General features: G+C 41.5%; 15 protein-coding genes. 13 read left to right on the top strand and 2 right to left on the bottom strand.

Features of this window, described 5'->3' with window-relative positions:
- The first annotated feature begins 181 nt into the window (after nt 1-181).
- The 6 genes from dcd (at nt 182) to ACJJI3_RS22355 (ending at nt 8,552) form a co-directional block, all read left to right on the top strand.
- On the top strand, nt 182-751 hold the full coding sequence (gene dcd / locus ACJJI3_RS22330) for a dCTP deaminase (RefSeq protein ID WP_282933840.1): 570 nt from the start codon (nt 182-184) through the stop codon (nt 749-751).
- Between the two features lie 33 nt (nt 752-784).
- Nucleotides 785-1,993: a BaiN/RdsA family NAD(P)/FAD-dependent oxidoreductase gene (locus tag ACJJI3_RS22335; protein WP_444940976.1), complete on the top strand. Its 1,209-nt coding sequence runs from the start codon at nt 785-787 to the stop codon at nt 1,991-1,993.
- A gap of 713 nt (nt 1,994-2,706) precedes the next feature.
- Nucleotides 2,707-3,513, top strand: coding sequence for a TnsA endonuclease N-terminal domain-containing protein (locus ACJJI3_RS22340; RefSeq protein WP_444901101.1), 807 nt, complete (start codon nt 2,707-2,709; stop codon nt 3,511-3,513).
- Between the two features lie 2 nt (nt 3,514-3,515).
- Nucleotides 3,516-5,660, top strand: coding sequence for a TnsB C-terminal domain-containing protein (locus tag ACJJI3_RS22345; protein WP_444901102.1), 2,145 nt, complete (start codon nt 3,516-3,518; stop codon nt 5,658-5,660).
- Between the two features lie 59 nt (nt 5,661-5,719).
- Nucleotides 5,720-7,114 carry an ATP-binding protein gene (locus ACJJI3_RS22350; protein WP_444901103.1) on the top strand — a complete coding sequence of 465 codons (1,395 nt, stop codon included), beginning with the start codon at nt 5,720-5,722 and terminating at the stop codon, nt 7,112-7,114.
- A 22-nt stretch (nt 7,115-7,136) separates the two neighbouring features.
- A complete protein-coding gene (locus tag ACJJI3_RS22355; protein ID WP_444901104.1) occupies nt 7,137-8,552 on the top strand; it encodes a TnsD family Tn7-like transposition protein in 1,416 nt (471 codons plus the stop codon).
- Between the two features lie 9 nt (nt 8,553-8,561).
- On the opposite strand, the gene ACJJI3_RS22360 is transcribed toward ACJJI3_RS22355, so the two are convergent.
- Nucleotides 8,562-9,674, bottom strand: coding sequence for a hypothetical protein (locus ACJJI3_RS22360; RefSeq protein ID WP_444901105.1), 1,113 nt, complete (start codon nt 9,672-9,674; stop codon nt 8,562-8,564).
- Between the two features lie 366 nt (nt 9,675-10,040).
- On the opposite strand from ACJJI3_RS22360, the gene ACJJI3_RS22365 reads away from it, so the two are divergent.
- Nucleotides 10,041-10,604, top strand: coding sequence for a 3'-5' exonuclease (locus ACJJI3_RS22365; protein WP_444901106.1), 564 nt, complete (start codon nt 10,041-10,043; stop codon nt 10,602-10,604).
- Nucleotides 10,605-11,007: 403 nt separating this feature from the next.
- On the opposite strand, the gene ACJJI3_RS22370 is transcribed toward ACJJI3_RS22365, so the two are convergent.
- Nucleotides 11,008-11,751, bottom strand: coding sequence for a transglutaminase-like domain-containing protein (locus ACJJI3_RS22370; RefSeq protein ID WP_152454492.1), 744 nt, complete (start codon nt 11,749-11,751; stop codon nt 11,008-11,010).
- 991 nt (nt 11,752-12,742) lie between these two features.
- Between ACJJI3_RS22370 and ACJJI3_RS22375 the strand changes: the two genes are divergently transcribed.
- From ACJJI3_RS22375 to ACJJI3_RS22400, 6 genes are all read left to right on the top strand, one after another.
- On the top strand, nt 12,743-14,074 hold the full coding sequence (locus ACJJI3_RS22375) for a TolC family protein (RefSeq protein WP_444919693.1): 1,332 nt from the start codon (nt 12,743-12,745) through the stop codon (nt 14,072-14,074).
- Nucleotides 14,075-14,088: 14 nt separating this feature from the next.
- Nucleotides 14,089-15,438 (top strand): efflux RND transporter periplasmic adaptor subunit, encoded by a 1,350-nt coding sequence (locus tag ACJJI3_RS22380; protein ID WP_444901108.1) that lies wholly within the window; start codon nt 14,089-14,091, stop codon nt 15,436-15,438.
- Nucleotides 15,439-15,451: 13 nt separating this feature from the next.
- A complete protein-coding gene (locus ACJJI3_RS22385; RefSeq protein ID WP_444940977.1) occupies nt 15,452-18,589 on the top strand; it encodes an efflux RND transporter permease subunit in 3,138 nt (1,045 codons plus the stop codon).
- Between the two features lie 457 nt (nt 18,590-19,046).
- Nucleotides 19,047-19,658: a cation efflux transmembrane domain-containing protein gene (locus ACJJI3_RS22390; protein ID WP_444902624.1), complete on the top strand. Its 612-nt coding sequence runs from the start codon at nt 19,047-19,049 to the stop codon at nt 19,656-19,658.
- A 2,124-nt stretch (nt 19,659-21,782) separates the two neighbouring features.
- Nucleotides 21,783-22,016, top strand: a complete 234-nt coding sequence (locus ACJJI3_RS22395) for a hypothetical protein (protein ID WP_444940978.1) — start codon at nt 21,783-21,785, stop codon at nt 22,014-22,016.
- 143 nt (nt 22,017-22,159) lie between these two features.
- Complete coding sequence (locus ACJJI3_RS22400) at nt 22,160-23,347, top strand: LuxE/PaaK family acyltransferase (protein WP_152454489.1); 1,188 nt, start codon at nt 22,160-22,162, stop codon at nt 23,345-23,347.
- Nucleotides 23,348-23,350 lie beyond the last annotated feature (3 nt).

The raw sequence follows: 23,350 nt of genomic DNA on the forward strand, positions 1-23,350 counted from the left end.
GATCTGGCCACTGTCTTCGTCTTAAGCTGTATGTGTATACAGTGATGCTGTTAATTTATACAGTATCTATCCAGTGGCAACAAGTGAGAATTCATTGGATAGGCACTTTTTTGCACAGCCTAAACCGGCTATGATTCCGCCTCTTTAATTGAGCACTAATTATTCTATTCAGGGGGACGGAGTGAGTATCAAGTCCGACAAGTGGATTCGCCGCATGGCAGAGCAGCACGGTATGATTGAGCCTTTTGAGGCTGGTCAGGTGCGTCATAACGATAATGGCGATCGACTCATCTCCTATGGCACCTCCAGCTATGGCTACGATGTTCGCTGTGCTCGTGAATTTAAGATTTTCACCAATGTTCACTCAGCGACAGTTGATCCCAAGACCTTCGATGAAAACAGCTTTGTGGATGTTGAAGGCGACCACTGCATTATTCCGCCAAACTCCTTTGCCCTGGCGCGTACGGTGGAGTATTTCCGTATCCCGCGCTCTGTATTGACGGTTTGCCTGGGTAAATCCACTTATGCCCGTTGCGGTATTATCGTCAATGTGACGCCACTGGAGCCGGAGTGGGAGGGTCATGTGACTTTGGAGTTCTCCAACACCACTAACTTGCCCGCGAAGATCTATGCCAACGAGGGCGTGGCACAGATGCTGTTCTTCGAATCCGATGAAGTTTGTGATGTGTCCTATGCCGATCGTGGTGGCAAATACCAGGGCCAGCGCGGCGTTACCCTGCCTCGCACCTGATCACCGGTCTTACTGCAGTACTATTTCCTACCTATGACAGAGGTTTCTACCAGCCAGCTACCGGAAAGCGTCGATGTATTGGTCATTGGCGCTGGGGCAGCTGGACTAATGTGCGCGGCTACAGCGGGCCAGCGCGGGCGCAACGTGTTGGTCTTGGACCACGCCAATAAAGTCGGAAAGAAAATCCTGATGTCTGGTGGTGGCCGCTGCAACTTTACCAATCTCTACACCAGTGCAGAGAACTTCTACAGTAATAACCCCCATTTTTGTAAGTCCGCCTTGGCTCGCTATAGCCAGTGGGACTTTATTGCACTGGTGGAGAAGCACGGGGTTACCTACCACGAGAAAACCCTCGGTCAGCTCTTTTGCGACAATAAATCAAGGGATATTGTCGACTTGTTACTAACGGAATGCCGTGCGGCCAAGGCACAGATCCGCACGCGCTGCAGCATTACTCAAATTCAAGCTCTGGGGCAGGGGTATAAGGTCGAAACCAGTATGGGGACGGTTACCTGTGAATCCTTGGTCGTGGCTACTGGAGGCCTTTCTATTCCCACCATGGGGGCGAGCGGGTTTGGCTATGAGATCGCTGAGCAGTTTGGGCTTGATTTAGTCCCAACTCGAGCAGCGCTAGTGCCATTCACCCAGCATAAACGGCAATTGGAGCGTCAGGGTACCTTGCCTGGAACCTCCCTTTCAGTGACTGCTTCTTGCGCTGAAGGTAGTTTCCAGGAGCAGATGCTGTTCACTCACAGGGGACTGAGTGGGCCAGCGGTTTTGCAAATTTCCAGCCACTGGCGAGAAGGTCAAACGGTAATATTTGACTTGGCTCCAGAGAAAAATCTGGCAGAGTGGTTACCGCTGCGCCGACAACAGAGCCCGGATAGCCACTTACACAGCGTTTTGGCTGAGGTTTGGAGCAAAAAGTTAGTACAGTTTTTCCTGCAGCGAACGCAAATTGTTAGCCGCCCCCTAAAACAGTTTGGGGAGGGGGAGTTACAGCAAGCTGGGGAAAAGTTACAAAGCTGGAAATTGGTACCGGCGGGCACTGAGGGATATCGCACTGCTGAGGTAACATTAGGTGGAGTCGATACTGCACAGGTCTCTTCCCGTACTATGGAATGTAAAACCCGGCAGGGGCTTTATTTTATTGGTGAGGTTCTCGATGTAACCGGCTGGCTCGGCGGGTTTAATTTCCAATGGGCTTGGGCTTCAGGTCATGCTGCAGGAGAGGTGGCTTAATGGTGTGCCGGTACAATAAAGTTTGAACACTGTAGAAAAAGTTTGAACACTGAATAATAAAGTTTGAACACTAATTATAAAGTTTGAATATTGCCACATCTGCGAGTGTACTCAGCGGGAGAGGTAGTCGTGCAGCCTATGCAGCTGGAATAAATGAGGATGAATATAACAATATATCCTTCGTTACTAGTTCAAAATCGATAACAAACCAAATCTTATATATAGATTTTAAGTGCAAACTGTTGACTTGAATGCCACCTTTTAAGGCCATCCGTATTTTAAGCCAAGCTCAGAAGTTGTGTAAGGCTTTATATGGCTCATAAAATACTCATTAAATGAGTCATAGAGCCTATTTCTATGACTCACAAAATACCCATTAAATGAGTCATAGAGCCTATTTCTATGACTCATAGTAGATTTACTTTGGCTGAAAATTTTATGAGATATTTTCTTTTTATAAGAAATTATCAAGACAATCCTTAAATCATATAACATAAAAAAATCAGATTTATAATAGGTAGAAACACTCTACGGTTTAGGCATAGCGGTCCTACGAATTTGTAAGATTTGCTAAATTTCATAATGTTTGAATAAGGATGAACACAACCACTTAAATATGACCTCAGTATGTATACTATAGATATCGGATTAATAAATCTTACAGACCTAAGATGTTAATGCTTTAGTCATAAATCAGATTGGGGTGAAAAGTTTTGGCGCGACACAGAAGGTTAGAGAGGCTAACTGATTTTCAAAGAGCTCTGAAAAACAAGTATGGGCTGGGAGCTGGAGAAGAATACAAACCCTGGCTGAGAGTTCAGGATGTTAAATCTAAGGGAAATAGTGGAAAAATTCAGGGCATTAAAGTTAATAGAGAGCATCATACCCTCTCAGAAAACGAAAGCTGTCTCTTCTATCTGGTTGAAAATTGTGATTCAGTAATCGATATAAGGGAACAGTTTCCCCTTCTCCCCTTAGACTTTTCTATCAAGATTGCAAAGAATCTAGATATAAATCATCCAAAAGTGCCTGGTTCTGGATCATACAATGTCATGACTACAGACTTTGTTTTGACTTGCACAGATAAACACGACTTTTGGTATGAGGCTATCTCTGTTAAATCAGCCCAAGAACTATCAATAAAGCGTACAGCTGAAAAATTAGAAATTGAACGTATTTGGTGGGAGCTTCTGGGGGTAAATTTCCATATATATACTATAAATGAAATATCGGTTATTCAATCTAAAAATATTCAGTGGTTTACCTCTGCATATAGACAAGGACGTAGATTTAAGGAAAATATAGAAAAGCAAGCCATAGAGACATTACATGTTGGGATCAATTTAATCGAAGATATATGCAATGGATTCTGTAAAAATTTAGATGTTGAGAACGATGAAGCTTTAGTACTTTTGAAGCATTTAATCGCTATTAAGAAAGTTGAGGTAGACTTAAGTAAACCGATAGTAGAGTCTGGAGTTATAGATATAACAAATATTCTTTCATCAATCGGTAGGTAAAAATGCGAGTTGAACGAAACAGTGTTTGGAGTGTAACTGATATTGATGGGGTTGATAGTGGTGTGTATCGTGTTCTTGAACTTTTTTATGATATAAATATTCTGGTTCTTTTTAATCTTGAAGAATCTGGAGGTTTAAGAAGGCCTATTAAGATTGATAGCTCCAGATTTTTGTGTGCGATTAAAGGAGGAGCTGTGAAAAGAAACTTTAGTCCTCTTCCCTACTATCAGCTAGCTGATGAGGGGTTGATACCTGAAGCTCATATTAAAAAACGTGATAGAAATATTGAGCTGATAAGTGAGCTAATAGAAAATCCAGATTTTCTCCTTGAGATTTCTACTGAAGAAAGAAGCAAAGTTCTGGTAAATCAGGCGAAAAGTAAAGGGGTAAGGGCTCAGAGAATATATAGGTTATTAAATCAATATTGGAGGGGTGGGCAAGAAAGAAATGCCCTCCTGCCTGCTTACAAGAATTCAGGAGGAGCTGGAAGAGTTAGGGTTTCAGGATGTCTTAAACGTGGAGCTCCAGTAAGAATGCTTACACCGAGCATGGAAATATATCAAGGGGTTAACACTACGGAAAATGATAAGAATAATTTTATTTTCGCGATGAAGAAGTATGGCTTGAAAGGGCGTCGAGTTCCATTTAGTCAAGTTTATGAAAAAATGTTGAAGGAGTTATACTCACAAGAACTAATACTGGCAGAGAGTGAATTTAGGTCGCCGAATGTTCCATCATATCGTACTTTTATATATTGGATTAAAAAATTAATTCCAAAAAATGAAATAATCCGAAAGCAAACTACAGCGGGTGACTTTGAAAGAAACAAGCGTGGATTAAGAGGAGCTGCGACAGATCATACCGAAGTTCCTGGAAGTTGCTTTGAATTGGATTCAACGGTACTGGATGTTCATATTGTCTCTGAATTTAGGCGCTCTCATGTTCTAGGTAGGCCTACTGTTTATTGTGTGGTAGATAAAGAAAGCAGGATGATTGTTGGGCTTCACGTTTCTATGGAATATGCTTCTTGGCGTGCAGGCCGTCAAGCTCTTGTCAATAGCTTTACGGATAAGAAAAGTTATTGCTCTAGGTTCGGTATCGAAATCGAAGATCATGAATGGCCTTGCCATCATATCCCCCAGCGTTTGCTTTGCGATCGAGGGGAGTTTATATGTAAGAGCGCTGAAAAATTAGCCGTTCCATTAATCGGTCACCTGAGTATAGCTCCACCTTATCGCGCCGATCTTAAAGGCATTGTGGAACGAAGATTCGAAATTTTGAATAAAAATCTAGTCCATGAATTATTAGGAACAACTAGAGGACATCATTATATTCGAGGTGATCGTGATCCACGTCTCGATGCAACATATACATTAGATGAAGTGACAAAATTACTTATTGATGAAGTTATGGAGCATAATAATTCTCTATTTGACGGCTTAGCTGCACAATCCGTCTTGTTAGTGCAAAATGGATTGGCCCCTACACCGCTTAATTATTGGAATATCCATCTAAAAAAGCATCGACATGCTTTAAGTAGATCAGAGGAGTCCGAAGTAAGGGCTAAACTTCTACCTGCGGTAGAAGTATCTATGACGAGTAAAGGTATCCGCTTAAATGAGGATATGTACTATGAATGTGACCGGGAAGAATTTCAAGAATGGAAAGTGCTTGCCCGGTCTACCAAGTGCTGGAAAATGGAAGCTCGTATCGATCAAGATAACTCTTCATTCATATATGTTCGCCTTAAGGAGCGCGAAGGGTTCACTAAATGCAACTTGATGAAGTTTTCTGCAAGCCTTAGTGATAAACATCAAGCTGATATATTGTATTTTAAAGATTGGAAAAAGAAAGAAAAAAGTAAAAATAAACCAGGTAAAAAGTCTATAGAAAGACATAATAGACGTAAATTAGTTAGCCAAGTAGCAAAAAGTGAAACAAAAAAAGATATACAAGATAAGAGTAAGACTGAGCGAATAAAGGGAATGAGAACACGAAGAAAAGAGGCGGTTCTTGATAGACGAATTGAACACGGTGAATCCATTAGAGAAGAGAAATCAGAAGTATATCCCGATGATCAGAACCTAGAGTCAAAAAGGAAAAATGAAGCTGTCTCATTAATAAAAAGGAAGAGGCGGAACCAGTGAGGGGTGTAAATGATGCAGAGTATAACATTGCAATACTCCCGGAGCATCGGGGGAACCCCTTGATCGAAGCATTACCAAAAAAATTGAAAGATGAGGATTTGGTAGAAAAATTAAGTAGCTATCCTTCATTTTCTGAAAGCGAGAGAAAATTGAGTGCTTTCGAGCGTATTGAATACCTTACAAGAATCGATGAGTTAAGGCAGCCTCTTCCAGTATATCTAGAATGCTTTAGAGCAATTGAAATTGCGATTAAGAAAGGTTATTCAAGCAAGAATCCCCTGTCGCCGACAACCATGAACTATTTACACTACCCTATAGACCAACGATCTAAAGTTGCTCCTAGAACAGGTTATTTCAAATCTAACGGGAGTGGTATAACTTTACTTGGGGAAAGCGGTGTCGGAAAAAGTTGTATGCTAGAGCAGATTTTAAATTGTTTTCCAGAAGTTATTGAGCATCGTAAATACCAAGGTGAGCCTTTATATATTAAGCAAGTAGTATGGGCTAAAGTAGATTGCCCAGAAAATTCGAGTATCAGAGCCCTTTGTCTTAAGATTTTATCGGAAATTGATAGAAAGCTTGGAGGAGAAGAGACTAAGCCAGAAAAAACGAGTGATCTACTTGTTAAGCAAATTGAAGCTAAAATAAAGTCTAGCTTTTTAGGTGTCATAATAATAGATGAAATGCAGCATTTAAATTTGGCAAAAGCTGGAGGCGAAGATAAATTTCTGGGGTTTCTTCATAATCTTATGAATGAATTGGGAGTTCCCATTCTTCTGTGTGCAAACCCTCCCTTTGACAAGTTATTAGGGAAAACTCTAAAGACAGCAAGGCGTGCAGAAAGTCAAGCTTCTTTTACTATGGACTTGATGAAGAATGATGAGGAGTGGAGCATGTTTATTGAAGAACTTTGGGTGTTGCAATGGACAAAGGAAAAAACTCCTTTAACTAAATCTCTTAGTGACAAATTATATGATCTATCTATTGGTAATATGGATCTGGCTGTAAGAATTTATAGGGAATCTCAGCGTTTAGTAATTGGTTCAGATAACGAGTCTATAACGGAATATGTCCTGGAGTATGCAGCAAAGAAAGCTATAAATTTCTCCAAAAAATCTGTAGATGAAGCAAGGATAAATAGGCTTGAAAAATTTCGGCGTATCAGAAGGGAAAAGAGTAATAATAGGTCTAAGGTCGAAACTAGTGAAATTTCATTTAAATCTATAGATACTTCGACATCAGAAGTTATGATTATCCCTGGAGATTTAAATCGCCCCCAGCACCATGAGTTTCATCAGAAGCTATCTTACTTACAATCTATTGGTGACTTAAATGAACTTATTAAAGATCCAGACTTGATAAGGCGAGCATCTATTTCAGAGAATCCTGAAGCTGAGTTAAAAAAAATGGGAGTTTTATTTAAAAATCCGATCAAGCATCTATCCTCAAAGTAAGTTTCACCCCATATGTGGCAATATGCTCCTGCCCAAAGCTTTTCCTGATGAACTTTTCTTTAGTCGAGTTATTCGCTTTGCTACTATTTCTGGATTAAAGGGTAAAGAGTTTAATAAAATATATCTTGCTGAGGAGAGGGCCTCCATACACCCCTTTTTGACATCGAATCTAAAAAAACTTTCAGCCCTTACAGATGATGAACCGTACGAAATTTTATTTGGTCAGACATTGGCTCCAATATATATATTTTATTTGCCTAAGTACTCAAATAACATAATAAAATTTATGTTGAGTAATGATAGCGCGAGATCAATAAGGGAAAGTCAGCTCCCATCATTTGGTGCAGGTTCTTCGCTATGCTTGAAATGGTGTCAAGAGTGCGCCTGTAGCGATATAAATCAATATGGAGTTGCTTATTGGCATAGATCGCATCAAATCCCTGGAGTCTCTTCTTGTGGTATACATCCAGTTCTCTTAGAGAGAATTGACTTACATAATCGTCAACGAATTAGCCTTGGGATGTTACCATCAGTAACCTGCCGTGCTAAAGAAGCATCTAGTGTTGAATATAAAGTAGGTAAGTTTGGATATGATCTTTTAAGAAAGATCAAATGGCCTATTCCGTTAATAGATATTTCTTCAAAATATCGCTATAAATTGCAAAGTATGGGCCTGGTAACGAATAGTGGCCGTATTAGGCGTCTAAAATTAATGCAAAATTTTTATGTATTTTCACAAAACTATCGACCATTTTATAATAGCTCGCTCCCCAAATCGTCTGAAGACTTCAGATATATTTCTCAACTTTTAGTCCCAGGAGAAAACCATAATCCCTTCCAGCATATTTTTTTCTCAAGCTGGCTTTTTTCTACCTTCCAGCAATTATTAGAGGGTCATAATAGTGTAGAGTTTGAGTTTAAGACCCGTAAAAAGGAATTTGCTAAGAGGACGAAAAGGAGGGAGAGGAAATGTGTTGAGCTTCTACGAAGCAGGTCGCTTAACGAAACTTCTAAAATTACAGGAAGAAGTAGAACTTATCTGAAAAGACTTGCAGCGCTCCACAATATCCCCTTGAATCTTAAGCCGCGAAAAATATCTAAGGCCTGTATAGATGAAATTATTCGCCTAGGGTATACAAGGATGAACCGGCATCGAATAGCTACAATCTGCAAAATTGGTGTAGGATCAGTAGAGCAAGTTATCTCAACTCACCCTGAACTAGTAACTTATCGTAAACGATGCCATATGGAGTCAATGCGACGTCGCTATAGACTAAAAATTCTTAAATATTACAAATTACACCCTAAAGCAATTCGTAAAGATATTAAGTTTCACTGTAATAAAGCCTTTTATTGGTTGTATTTATATGATCGTGAGTGGCTAGAGGTTGCTCTACCTAAACCTCTAAAGGCTAAAGGGAGGTATCCTAAAAAATAGAGGAAATATTTATTCATTGAGAGGTGCAGGGAGGCCTAAGGGATGTTTATAACCATACTTCTTGCGGAACTCATACCTTTGTATATTTAGCCAAGTAATGGTGCACCTTTTTGTAAAATCAATATAGTTATTGCTGTTAATTACCATTCTTGAATGATCGCTTTCACGAGAACTAGCTATAACGCCTGAAATTGAACAATCAGTGAAAGAATCTATATTCCATCGGGCACAAGATGCGCAGGTTTCTTTTTTATCTTTAAGTACAGGGAACTCCATTCCCCATTGTCTAACTTTTATAATTTCAAGATCTTCTTTTTCGAAGTTTTTAATGTTTTTGTAGTTTGATTTTAATTCTTTGCTGTACACATCATAAAAGCTCAATAGACAATACCTCTTTAATCTTGCTCTTAAGAGGTTTAGGTCGCCCGTGGGTTCTGCTAGTCTCCTATCAGAAAACCTTTCAATGTAATCTTTCTGATAGGATAAAGTCTGAACAAAATATTTTATGTAGCTTAATTTTGCACAGGGAGAAAAATAAAGTTTCCACTTCTTTATGGGGTCCAGATAATATTTATTGCTGTCTACTTCTGAAGTTAAGTGTTTTATTGAGTTGGATACTTTCTCCCAGTTAGCCGATAAAACACTTAAAATCACGTTTTTAATTTTGTTTTTTACTGAAGGAGTTCTTTTGATTTGCCATAACGGACAGTTATGCTTTTCGCAATATGATATATATAACCACTTGCTTTCGAAAAACGCATGACCCTGATTTGCAAGTTTTTCTTCAATACACTTTTTACAAAACTTAATAGGTATTCGTTTTCCAGTAAATTGCCCATGAGAGTAGTTAAGAATTTGTGGGAAGCCTTTAAAATGTGTAAATCTATTTCTGCTAAAAGTGTCCTCTGTTCCGATAGAGTAAGTAGAGTCAAAAATATCAATCAGTACTTTCTCGGGATAAAAAGTGAAATATTTTTTGGCTGTATCCGGAATTGAAGGGTACTCTCTCCATCCACCCCCGCCAGCTATTAAGCTATTTATATTCCGAAACCCAGCTTTTATAAAAACTCTTAATATAAAGGAATGGATGGATTCATCCGGCTGTTGCAATGCTCTAAGCATGGTTATACCATATTGTCAATATAGAAATATTGTGTGGATTGTAGTTTCTCTATCTAGCTTGCTGATAAGTTTTTTCTGAGAGCTATAGAGTTTCATAAATATACACACATATATTTTGAAATGCCTATTATTTTTTATGAATACCTACTGACATACCAAGAAATCTAATATTTAATAATTAAAAGTACTTAAAGGACATGTTATTGTTTCCATATAGTATATCCCTTGAAAAATTTCCAATACTCTATTGAGCCACGTCAATTGATGTCGGGCTCATTCTCAATATTTCACTCTGTTTATATGTATATTATAATTTTTGTATGCTAATGATTTTTTTCATTTTTAAAAAATACTATAGGGTTTAGCATGGTTTTTCAGAATTGCTTCAATGGTATTAAGCGCCTGCTGATTGTAGATCTTGAGGCAACTTGTTGGAATGATCGCCCACTATCTGTTGGGGTAATGGAGGTCATTGAATTCGGACTTGTACTGACTACTTTGGATGGTGACATCTTAGCTAGTCATAGTCAATTTGTTAGACCAGTGATTAATCCGAAACTTAGTAAGTTTTGCAGTGAGCTTACAGGTATCAAAAATAGCATGGTGGCTAGTGCGCCTGATTTTAGAGAAAGCACGAGTCTCCTTAACCTATGGTTATCTCATTATGAGTATCAAGCCTGGGCTAGCTGGGGGGAATACGATTGGAAGCAGATCAAAGTAGAGCTGACACGGCACGGTTGCGCGCCAGATTTTTTTGCTAAACCGCATATCAACCTGAAAGCAGTATGGCAAGAAAAGACAGGTAAGAAGCGTCGTTCAGGACTTGGATCTGCTCTACAGTCTCTCGGTATTGTCTTTGAAGGTCAGCAGCATCGCGGTGTGGATGATGCACGTAATATTTCGAGAATACTTCCTTACTTGACTATTTAAAAAATGTATCGTTGGTTTGATTCGAATAGGTGATGTACTTATTATAAATATAATTTTGATTGTATAAGAGGCTTAACCTCTGCCTTTCATGTCATAGAAATTTGTGTCATCTATTCATAGATGGCTATTGTATTTTATGACTCTTAATCTTTTATTGCGGGAAGATCAAGAGTACTCGATTTAATATTATTTAGATACTCCACTTTGATTGGTTGTTGATATGAAAGTTAAATTAGTTTATATGATTATGTAACCCTGGGTTTGTTTAAAAAGATTGTTTTATATTTTCTGGGATTCATTAGGGATATCGTATCTAAAGGAAATGATGCCCACCATATCTCCTATAGTGGCAGTTAAGTTACATATTTAGATCTCAAACTAGAGCTAGAGTTGGTATACTTTATCAGCTTAATTCTAAGGTATTACATTTACCTAAGCCCTTTGCTCGAATCCGTTTAACATTGATATTTATTAAATGACGGATCACGAAGCGAAATAGTAATTTCTTAATGCCAGTTAAATTACTTCCATAGAGCAGATAAAAATCATCAGGTTGCGTATAAACTCCGAAATCGTCTGCGATACCTTCTTTCTGTATAAATGTATCTTTATCCTCCCAGTCAATGGGTGGGTTTTGTAGGCATTTTGTGGCAATACCATAGCCTTTAAACTCAGAGCATTGGTTACGAAACCCTTCTTGGACTTTGTTCAGGTATGGGCGGTCGATAATATATCCTTCAAGGTTGATCCACCTATCATTTGAATATACTTCCACCCAGCTGTGGATAATTCGTTCAGGTACGATATAGAATAGATAACTAGGTATAGCACCTTTCTGAAGGTCTTTAAAAATAGTAAATCCATGAATGCGTGTAGGAATGCCAACAGCGCGAAGCAAAGCCATTAGCAATGTTCCTTTAGTGTTACATTGTCCGTACCCGTCTTTCAGTACCCTGCTAGCTGGAATACGATCATCACTATTGTAACCAAATAAAATATCATCACGAACAAACTTATAGATGGCACCAATGGCGTCATACTGAGATAGCTTACGCCATTTCTTATTTTCAATTAACATCTGAATGGTTTTATTCTCAAAGTCAAGCATAGGGGTTTCTGATAAGTATTCACGAGTAAGTGTCTTCATTCATTTGTTCTCCAAGGTAAGTTATAATGTGGGCATATTTAAACTCTGCCCTCTCGTATAATTGAATAAACTTCCTAAGACTTCACGAAAGCTCTCTTATCAAAATCATTCCTAAATGAATGTCGCATAGACTTTTATTTGGGTCGCTTATTCAAAGTTAACCCCCCACTTTCACGCAAGGTTAACGGTAGCTAAAAGAAATCGAATTTATCCAATGACTTTAACATTAGTATTATGGTCTCGCATCCTGATTAATTGAAGAATATAGCCCTTCTAAAGCTCTACCTTACCAACTAAAATTCCGTAGACTATGGGGCTGATAGACCCCTTACTAGTGTAAGTGTCACTATCTGTAAGTCGAGCCTTCTAGAGGCTGACTCCTCACTTGGATAGAAGGTGTGACCAAATAGATACTTTAGGATTAATGATAACTTTAAGGCAGTGAGCTTAGTTGAGGCATTTGGATTTACTTGCTAAAATCGCAGTCAGTAGATTCTGGTCTCCCTGTAACCTTTATGAATGTAGTTCGACTATCATTTTTGTTGATTGTACTTATGGTCTTTCAGACCGCAGGTGCATTCTATGATAGCCATGAAGAAGTTCAGGAGGTAACGAATCACCTGTCTCTACATCATGATGAAGATCTGCTCGGAAATTTACCGTTTCAACCGGACAGTTCCTTTTCTGATTTAAGTTTACAGGCCCCCTCCAGTGGGGATGAGACTGACCAATCTTCACTTCTTCTGGATTTATGTAATCACTGCTGTCATTGCCATGGAAGTACGTGTACCGTTCTGGTAGGTCAATCACTACACTCTACTCTGAACGGAATCGTGAATTATCGAGAATTCGGCAATACACGTGTTCCCAGTGGTTATTTTACGCCTCTACTCCGCCCACCTATAACCCAAGTCTGATTGCTCCAATACCGCGCGAGTAAGGAGAGCTACTAGGCCCCTTGCGCGAATAAAAACTGACTTGGGAGATACCCATGGATTTTTACTGCACGCTCACTGAGAGTGTGATTCGTCGTCGTGCCATATTCCAGTTGATGGTGGCGATAATGTATTTAGCTGCGCAATCAGTATCCGCGCAGGAGGGGGATTTACTGACATTACCGGATGCGATTGAGCTGACGCTCGCACAGAATCCGGAGCTTGCGGTATTCCCATTACAGAGAAGAGGTCTAGATGGTGCTGAAGAGACAGCAGCACTTAGGCCTGCGTTAAGCCTAGGAGGTGAGGCTCAATACAAGAACTTTGGTGATGGTGGCTCCAATAATGCGCCAGATCCCGAGGATGATGCCGACAATGAGCTTGAATTGACGGTAACTTTATCGTCCGTAATTGAGCTAGGGGATAAACGTAGAGCTCGAATAGATGTAGTCAATGCCCAGCGTAATTTACTGATCGCGGATGAGCAAGCTAAGGCGCTAGATCTTCTGGCAGAAGTTATCCGTCGCTATGCTCAGGTTCTTGCTGCCCAGGAATTAGTCGTATTGGCTGGAGAGAAGGTATTACTCGCACGTGAAACGCTAAGCGCTGTTAGCGCCAGAGTCAGCGCTGCTGCTAGCCCGGTTTCTGAACGCCTACGAGCGGAGTCCGCCCTGGAAAAAGCAAACCTCGCTAAGCAGACGGATGAGAGCATGCTAGTGTACTACAGGCATGCCTTATCGGCTCTGTGGGGACAGCCGAGTATAGATTATCGAGTAGACTCCAGTGAGCTCTATCGTTTTGAGCCCGGAGCTAGTTTTGACGAACTTTATGCGCGTGCACAGGAAAACCCAGCTATAGCGCGCTTTGCTTCCGAAGACCGTCTTAGAGCCTCACAGCTTCGCCTCACCCAGTCCAACTCTAAGCCTGATGTCGGGTGGTTTGCAGGTCTTCTCGTGAATCGGGCTGTTGACGAAACTACTGCTTTAGCTGGTTTCGAAGTTCCACTCTTTACTGCAAAACGCAATCGTGGTGCCGAGCTAACAGCAATGACTGAGTTGGATGAGGTTATGCTCCGTCGCGAGGCGGCATTACTAAAACTTTATCCTCAGCTATTTCTTGCCGTTACCAGTCGCGAACTGGCCTTGGCTACTGTCTCCAGTTTGCAGGATTCTGTAATCCCTAAGCTTCGCGAGGCATTGGCTGAAGTAGATCGTGCCTATCGTCGTGGCCGGAGTTCTTATCTTGACTTAATTGTTGCTCGGGAAGAGTTACTTGATGCTGAACGTGCACGAATCGAAGCAGCGCGGTCTGTACTTCTTTTCGGCGCTGAGATTGAGCAGCTTACAGCAGGGCCTTTAGGTTCCGAGAGTGTAGGAAACGGAAAATAATTTTGGATTTAGATATGAGCAGATTAAGTAAAGTAATTCGCCTGGCAATATTATCCATATTCCTCATTTTCTCTGGATTTTGGATTGCAAGCCTGGGTCATGCAAATGGTGGTTATGATGAACATGTTAAGCAAGTTGAGGAGCCGGGCTCCAATAATAGCCATGATGAGCATGATGAACGGGAAGAGAAGAAATTCTCTAGTCATGGACATAATGATAACCATGGCGGACATGAAGACCATCGGGAGGAAAAGGGCCCCAATGGTGGCCGTTTACTGACTGAGGGGGATCTAACGGCTGAGTTGCTTATTTATGAAAGTGGTGTAAAGCCAGAGTTTCGAGCCTGGATTTCTCTGAATGGTAAACCTTTAGAGAATGCTCGTGTTTCCGTAGAGCTTGAAAGACTTGGCGGAAAAGTGGATCAAATACCCTTTGCCTGGGAGGATAGTGTTGGGTATTACCGCGGTGAAGGCGTAGTAAAGGAACCTCACTCCTTTGATGTTGCCGTTTCTGTTTTTTACAACGGGGAGCGCACAAGTTGGGATTATGAGTCCCATGAAGGTCGAGTGCAGATCTCAGAACAAATGGCAAAAAAGGCAGGCATTAAAACTGCAATTGCTGCTCCAGGTATAATTAAAGAAAGCGTTACCTTATATGGTAAAACTGCGATAGATCATCGTAACCTCAGTCATGTGCGTGCACGTTACCCAGGAACCGTAATCACTGTTAATAAAACGCTTGGCGATTTGGTAGCGAAAGGGGAAGAGCTTGCTACTATCGAATCCAATGACAGCTTGCAAATTTATCCACTGGTCGCTCCTATTAGCGGTCAGATAATTGATAAGCAAGCCAGCCAAGGTGAATTCAGTGGCGAACGGGTACTGTTTACCATAGCTAACTACGACCAGCTGTGGGCTGAGTTGCAAGTATTTCCGATGCGTCGCGATCAGATCAAATTAGGCCAACAGGTTTCAATTACAGCTGGTGACCGTTCTTTTGACTCAACTATCACCAGCCTTGCTCCGAGCAGTAATGGTCAGCCCTTCGCGATTGCAAGAGCGGTGATTGAAAACCCCAATGAACTCTGGACTACCGATCTAATGGTCCAAGGCCAAGTAGTAACCAATGAAAAATCTGTGCCTTTAGTGGTCGAGAATCGTGCGCTACAACCTTTCCGCGATTGGACGGTGGTATTTATCAAAGTGGGAGAAACCTATGAAATTCGTCCACTTAAACTGGGCCGTAGCGACGGCACTGTTACCGAAGTGTTGAGTGGTCTCAATGTGGGTGATCGCTATGTCACCGAGAACAGCTACCTGATCAAAGCGGATATTGAAAAGTCCGGCGCTGAACATAGCCATTAAATGAGGCCAGAAGATGATTGAAAGTATACTGCGCTTTTCAATTGAGCGGCGCTACTTTGTACTGTCCCTGATCTTTGTATTGGTGGGCCTGGGGGTTTGGAGTTATCAGAGACTTCCAATTGATGCGGTTCCAGATATCACCAATGTTCAGGTACAGATTAATACCGAGGCTCCTGGTTATTCACCTTTAGAGGCGGAGCAGCGGATTACTTACATTGTGGAGGCGGCACTCGCGGGCTTGCCTAATTTAGAATATACCCGTTCGCTCTCTCGCTACGGTTTGTCCCAAGTCACTGTTGTTTTTAAAGAGGGTACAGATCTCTATTTTGCTCGGAACTTAATTAATAGCCGTCTCAGTAGTATTAAAAGTCATTTGCCTCCGGAGTTAGAGCCTGAAATGGGTCCTATTGCTACCGGACTCGGTGAGATTTTTATGTATACCGTGGAGGCTCTGCCTGGCGCCACCCAGCCCAATGGGCAGCCTTACGACGCTACTTCACTGAGGGAAATTCAAGATTGGATTATAAAACCGCAATTATCCTTAGTCCCCGGAGTTACTGAAGTTAATACCATCGGTGGCTATAACAAGCAGTATCACGTAACACCTGAACCCCGGCAGATGCTTAACTTTGGCGTATCCATGGAAGATATCGCCCTAGCGCTGCGTCGCAATAACGAAAGTCACGGCGCTGGTTATTTGGAGGAGAATGGACGGCAACTTCTAGTGCGCTCACCTGGGCAGTTGCGAAATATTGCCGAAATTGAGGATGTGGTAATTACCAGTCGCGCCGGGGTGCCGGTTAAAATTTCGGATGTGGCCGAAGTGGCTATTGGAAAAGAGCTTCGCACCGGTGCAGCCACTCGCGATGGTGAAGAGACCGTATTGGGTACAGCCATGATGCTGGTCGGGGAAAACTCCCGGGAGGTAGCTCGAAGTGTGGCGGAAGCCTTAGAGCGAATAAAATCAACCGTGCCAGAAGGTATTAAGGTAGAGGCGGTTTACGATCGGACCACTCTGGTAGATAAAGCTATCGCTACAGTGCAAAAAAACCTTGTTGAGGGTGCGCTGCTGGTTATCGTGGTATTGTTCTTGTTGCTGGGAAATATTCGAGCTGCCTTTATTACTGCAGCAGTAATCCCGCTTTCCATGCTTGCGACCATTTTCGGCATGGTGCAAACGGGTGTTTCCGCCAACCTGATGAGTCTCGGAGCTCTTGACTTTGGCCTGATTGTCGATGGGGCCGTGATAATTGTGGAGAACGCGATTCGCCGACTTGCAGAAGCCCAGCATCGCAAGGGAGGCAAGCTGCCCCTACAAGAGCGTTTGGAGCTAGTATTCCAAGCTACCAACGAAGTGATTCGCCCAAGTTTGTTTGGTGTTTTGATCATTACCGTGGTGTATATCCCCCTATTTTCGCTTACAGGTGTGGAAGGGAAGATGTTCCACCCCATGGCTGCCACTGTAGTGATGGCATTACTCGCTGCATTGGTGCTTTCTTTAACCGTTGTGCCTGCAGCAGTTGCCGTTTTCCTGACAGGTAAAATCAGTGAAAAAGAAAACAAAGTTATTGTTGCGACCAAATCTTTATATAAACCATTGTTGATTGCTGCAATGAAAGTGCGGTGGTTAGTACTTTCTGGGGCTCTTGCATTAGTACTGTTCTGCAGCTGGCTTGCAACAACACTGGGCTCTGAATTTATTCCTCAGCTCAATGAGGGTGATATCGCACTACACGCCCTGCGTATTCCTGGTACTGGTTTAGAGCAATCTGTAGAAATGCAAAGCTTGTTGGAGCAGCGTATTAAGGAGTTTCCCCAGGTAGATAAAGTATTCGCAAAAATTGGTACACCAGAAGTAGCAACAGACCCAATGCCGCCAAATGTAGCCGACAACTTTGTGATTCTGAAACCACGTGACCAATGGCCTGATCCGAAATTGCCCCAGGAACAATTGGTTGCTGAAATCGAAAAAGCTGTGCGTCAGTTACCGGGAAATAACTACGAGTTCACCCAACCAATCCAAATGCGTTTTAATGAACTAATTTCCGGTGTACGTGCAGACCTAGGTATTAAAGTATTCGGTGATGATCTGGATCAGCTGGTGGCTTCTTCAAATGAAATTCTCGGTGTGTTAAATGGAATTGAGGGTGTTGCTGATGCTCGTGTAGAACAAGTGGAAGGTCTACCGATTCTATCAATAGTGCCAAAGAGAGTCGCACTCGCCCGCTATGGAATAGATCTGCAAACCTTGCAAAATTTGGTTTCAACGGCTATTGGAGGGGAAGAGGCTGGACTGATTTACGAAGGCGATCGCCGTTTTCATCTGGTAGTGCGTCTGCCGGAAGGCTTACGACGAGACTATGAGAACCTTGGGGATTTACCTGTTCCGTTACCCACTGATAGCCAATTAGGTAGCTATGTGCCCTTGTCAGAAGTTGCTAACTTGGAAATGACCCCTGCCCCCAACCAGATTAGCCGGGAAAATGGTAAGCGCCGTGTTGTGGTAACGGCCAACGTCCGTGACCGTGATTTGGGTTCCTTTGTTGAAGAGGCGAAGGGTCGTATTGATCAGCAGGTCTCTTTGCCTGCAGGTTATTGGCTAGTATACGGCGGCACTTTCGAGCAATTGGAGTCCGCCAGTACTCGCCTCTCGATAGTGGTTCCACTGACACTATTGGTAATTCTGGGGCTTCTGGTGATGGCCTTTGGTTCATTCAAGGATGCCTTAATTATTTTCAGTGGAGTACCCCTCGCGCTTACTGGAGGTGTCTTGTTCCTATGGTTGCGCGATATGCCTTTATCTATTTCTGCCGGAGTAGGATTTATTGCACTATCTGGTGTGGCGGTGTTAAACGGTTTGGTAATGCTCTCCTTCATTCGACAACTTCGACAGCAAGGTGGTGAGTTGCTCACATCTATTATCGATGGCGCTATGATCCGCCTGCGTCCAGTATTGATGACTGCGTTGGTTGCGAGTCTCGGTTTTGTTCCTATGGCTTTGAATGTAGGCACTGGAGCAGAGGTTCAAAGACCACTAGCTACGGTGGTGATTGGAGGCATAATTTCTTCTACTCTCCTAACCTTGTTTGTACTGCCATTGCTTTATCGGATAGTGCATGGAAGAGAGGGTATATTAAAAATAAAAACATAATTTACGATGCTCACCTTTGCCTATATTTAGGTAGGGGTGGGCAAAATTTTAATAAAAATATTTAAGTGTGCGCTGGTTCATTTTTGAGTATGAAAGAGATGGATACGTTTGATATTTACATTAGATAAGTAGAAAATAATAGATGTTTCTATTGTCTCAATAGAGTGACGGGGTTTTAGTGTGTAGGTTTAGTATGGGTTTACTGCTTGCAGATTTTTATTCTGGTTCAAAGGCAGCCTTTATAGATCCTAAATAGAGTGGACAGAAGTGCTGGTGCCCTTGATTTCTGATTTTAGTGAATTGTAATTTTACTTCTCATGAAGTTGACTTATAAATATGATCTGAGTTTTTTAAAAAAGACAGGAACTAGCCTTGAGCGAGACTTTGAAGTAAGTAATTGTTGATATTTAAAGCATAAATATCCCTAAGTGGAGTTCTGTTTAGAGAGGGCGTGAATATGTCTGAATGTGGTTGCGGTTTAGAGCAAGCAGATAAATTAGAGAGAAGCACTTTAATGGTGCTGCTAGTGATCAACGCAATTATGTTTGTGCTTGAATTAACTCTTGGATGGTTTGCTCAGTCAACAGGATTGATTGCAGACTCTCTGGATATGTTAGCTGATGCTGCTGTGTATGGGATTTCTTTATTTGTTGTAGGTAGAGGGGTTATATATCAAGCAAAGGCAGCTAATGTCAGTGGAATAATTCAAATTATATTGGGGTTGTGGGTGTTGTATGAGATTTGTAGGAGATCGCTTTTTGGCAGTGAGCCAGAAAGTATACTGATGATATCAATAGGGGCCTCTGCCTTGTTAGCAAATGTTGTTTGCCTCCTAATAATATCTAAGTATAGGGAAGGAGGGGTACATATGAGAGCTGCTTGGATTTTTTCAGCCAATGATGTTGTAGCAAATTTAGGAGTGATTATGTCAGGTCTACTAGTCGCGGTAATCGATAGTCGTTTCCCTGATCTTGCTATAGGCTTAATAATTTCAGCTGTTGTTATTCGAGGTGGTTTTTTGATTCTTAAAGAGGCGAGAGAGTCCACTCGAAAAGCCAAAATATCCTAAGTGACCTTAAGGTTTTAATAGTAATGAGTGATATCAGCTTCTTAGTGGCTTGTCTAAAATAGTTTGTAGATCAATGGAAGTCTTACCTGAAGATGCTTGTCACTAATTTATGAGAGCAAAAGATGCAGTGATCCCTTAAGGCTTGAGTTGGCGAACTTATGAGTGCTTTTCTCTCATAGAGCAGTTTTGTGTATCCATTTTAGTGCGTTATGACATGACGCACTTTTTTCACTTTTGACCTAGATGGTCTAGGCAGAAATTTTATTATTATATACTGCCGAATATTCCCTTACAGCCTCCAAAGGACCTAGTCAAAGTATTGTTGGTGTTGAATATCTTTCATTTGGGTATAGAAGCCTAAGAAATCCTCAAGTGTTTTTTCATAGCTCTAAATCTTTAGTCGACTATAACTAAAAATTGATACGTACCTTCTGTTGAAAAGAATATTGAGCCGCGGCATTAATGTCTACTAAGTGAGCTTCCTCGCAAAGTATGGTGCAATGCTTTAGATCGGTGATTTGATCTATATCTCTTCAGTCTTAAAGCAGTATGACAAATAGTTGTCGAGCAGCTGTTTCATCGAGTTAGATGTTTCAGAAAGTTCTCTGTCGCTCATATTCTATAGGTAATATTGGTAATGATAACGATTTTCAATTAAGTGTGTGGTTCTGTGCCTGTAAAAATTTATACTCTTCATAACTTCCGGCCTAGTGGATACTTTTGGTGGGAAAGTTGAGTTTAATAATTTAACCCTAAGTTAGGGCGAAGTATGGGGCTTAAATGGGGGGCTCGGAGCTGCTAGAAAGGTGCTCTGTTTCTATAGATACTAAATATCGCCATTGTTAGATGAAATAAGAGAATGTTACGTAGGTTGCGTGTGCCGTATGCTCTCTCATTTTGCAAAGTGCTCCTAAAGTTAGCTAGAAATCAGCTCTTATCCTCAGTCATATCTGCGAGATTTGGTATGCGCTTTATATGTGAAGCCGATTTTGTAGTGCTTCTGTAAACTGGCCAGCAAAGATAATGCTTTTCAGTTCATCTACGAATGTAGATAAATCTATCCCCGGTGCTCAGCTTTCAGCATTTTTAGTTTGGTGGATGCTTCTAAAGTGCCAGCTAAATAGCTATTTCCCTACGGTAATAAAATGTGTAAGCACGATTGGGTATTTCTGAGGGATGTCTAAAGCGGTATTCTGGTTTTTTGTGTGTTGAAAATGGCCATTGCTTCTGTGGTTTTAATTGTGCAATAGGGAATCTCGCAATGATAATGCGGATGATTTTTTGTTAATAGTTAAAAAATAAAGAGTAATAAATAGATTATCATGGACGAATTTCATAAATTAGACTGAGTTTTGTATTTTAGTCATGAGAATTAATGGCGTTTAGTTGGTGCAGGTAAAAGAAAAGGAGGTGGAAGTACAGTTGCGCCTTACTTGGTACTATTCTCCTTAAAGTGGATTGTTGTAATAAAAAAATATCCAATAAATTACTTTGGGTTGCGGGGCGTATTGTTAATTGTGGTGTGGTTTATGTGAATGTGATGTGTCAATCTTTACTTAAAAATACGAATTTTCTGCTGAAAAATAGCAGGGAGATTAAAGATTGAGGAAAAACGACAGTGTACGCTTGAATGTTTGTGCGAATTTACGCTACCCCTAAGATGGAATTAATTCCAGTAAGCTTGTCATCAAATAGTTTATATTTGTTAATTGACTGGTCACAATATGTTACCAAAATATAAGCTGTGATTTGCTGTAATTGGCGGCAAGGAGCTTTCTTGGGTTTCCCGTTGGGAGTCGGAGTTAGGTGTGAGTGCAAGCTTCAATAGTAAAAAAAATACGCATAAAACCTGTTCGTTTTGTTGTGAGCTCATGATCGCAGGATGATTTTCATGTGATTGGCGGACCGATTGTTCTGGCTAATTTTTAGAGGTAATTTGAAGGGGTAAGATTGTAAGCGGGTGTAAGTGAGATGGGCTGGTCATGTAGCAAAAAAAAACCATACTGCGCGGCAAGAAAAATAAAAAAATAAAGAAAATTACTTTGAAGTGATTGTTAAAATTTCTAATGTGTTTAATATTTCTCTCGGAAAATAATAAATAGAATCGATGAGTAGAGACTCTTGATGGTGGTCAAAGATTTACCCGGCAGATTTACCCGGCAGATTTACCCGGCAGATTTACCCGGCAGATTTACCCGGCAGATTTACCCGGCAGGTTTACTCGGCAGGTTTACCCGGCAGGTTTACCCGGCAGGTTTACCCGGCAGGTTTACCCGGCAGGTTTACCCGGCAGGTTTACCCGGCATGATTCCCGGACGGGTGGTCTTTCAGTCGAGTTCTAAATTCTCTGATGTTTAAACCATTCTTAATTCAAGCTTTGAGGTTTTTGTTAAGTTTTTTGATATATATCAGCTTGATTAAAACAGTAAAAAAATAGCCTAAATGCCTCCGCATAGACGATTGAGGCCGTGTCTTATTTGACTTTAAAAACGGAGATTGAAATGTCGATACAGTTACAAAACATACTCAAGGAAAACGGGTTAGACCCTTTAAAGGTGGCACTGTCATCTGTGGCGGAACTCTATTCGATGACAGAGGATAACTTACTGGATTTCAAGACAGGCTTGATCCATGAGGCATTCGCTTATCACTATGAGAACAATGCTTTTTTCCGCTCCGCTTGCGATAGCAAAGGAGTGACACCGGATATGATCTCAACTCCAGCTGACCTGATCAAAATACCTCTGATTCCCATTGAGCTTTTTAAATCAAACGATAGCCATAAGTTACTTTCAGTCAGCCTACGTGATGTAGAGCTAGAAATGCGAAGCACAGGTACCTCTGGTATTCCCAGCGTTTCGCGCCGCTGCGCAGACACCGTTGACAATGCGGTGCTGGGGATTTACTCGATGTATCGCGAATTCCTAAAGATCTCCAAAGGTGCCGGCCTTTATCTTTGCCCCTCAACCGAGGAAATTCCTGAAATGGGCATGATCAAGGCGCTCAATATGCTCGCAGGTCTACTGGACACTCATAGATTCATGGTTCGGCAAGAATCTTTTAAGCCCGAAGAGGCCTTAGAACAGCTTGAGGATTGGAATGATAAATTCAGTCGCCATTTGATTGGTCCTCCATTCCTGATCAATCGTTTTATCAGCTACCTCAAAGCTACCAACACCCGAATTAAACTCGATAAGAGTAGTTACATCATCACTCTTGGGGGGTGGAAGCGCTTCTCAGGCCAGATGTTGTCACGTGCAGAATTCAACAGTGAATGTATCGAGTACTTGGGCGTTGAAGAGAGCCAGATCCGTGATATCTACGCCTTGGTTGAATCCAATGTCATTGCTATTGACGATGAGTATGGAATCAAGCATGTCTCCCCCTTCGTTCATTTCTCGGTAAGAGACCCCAAACAACTAGATCGAGAGGTCGAACCGGGCCAGACCGGCCAATTGGCAATTCTTGACCCTCTCGCACGTTCGACGCCTGGTTTCATGCTTACTGAGGACTTGGTGCGACTGTTGCCTGAAGCGAGTCGTTCGGGAAGAAGTGGTCAACGCATGCAGTATGTAATGCGCCTACCTGAGTCAAAAGAATTTGGTTGCTGTGCGGTTAATTTAGATAAGCGGCTTGAAGATTTGGACGCAGAGCAGGCTGCTAGCGGCAGTTGTCCAGTCGTCGCCTAATTA

Source organism: Microbulbifer maximicatervae (SeqCode) (genome assembly GCF_052466985.1).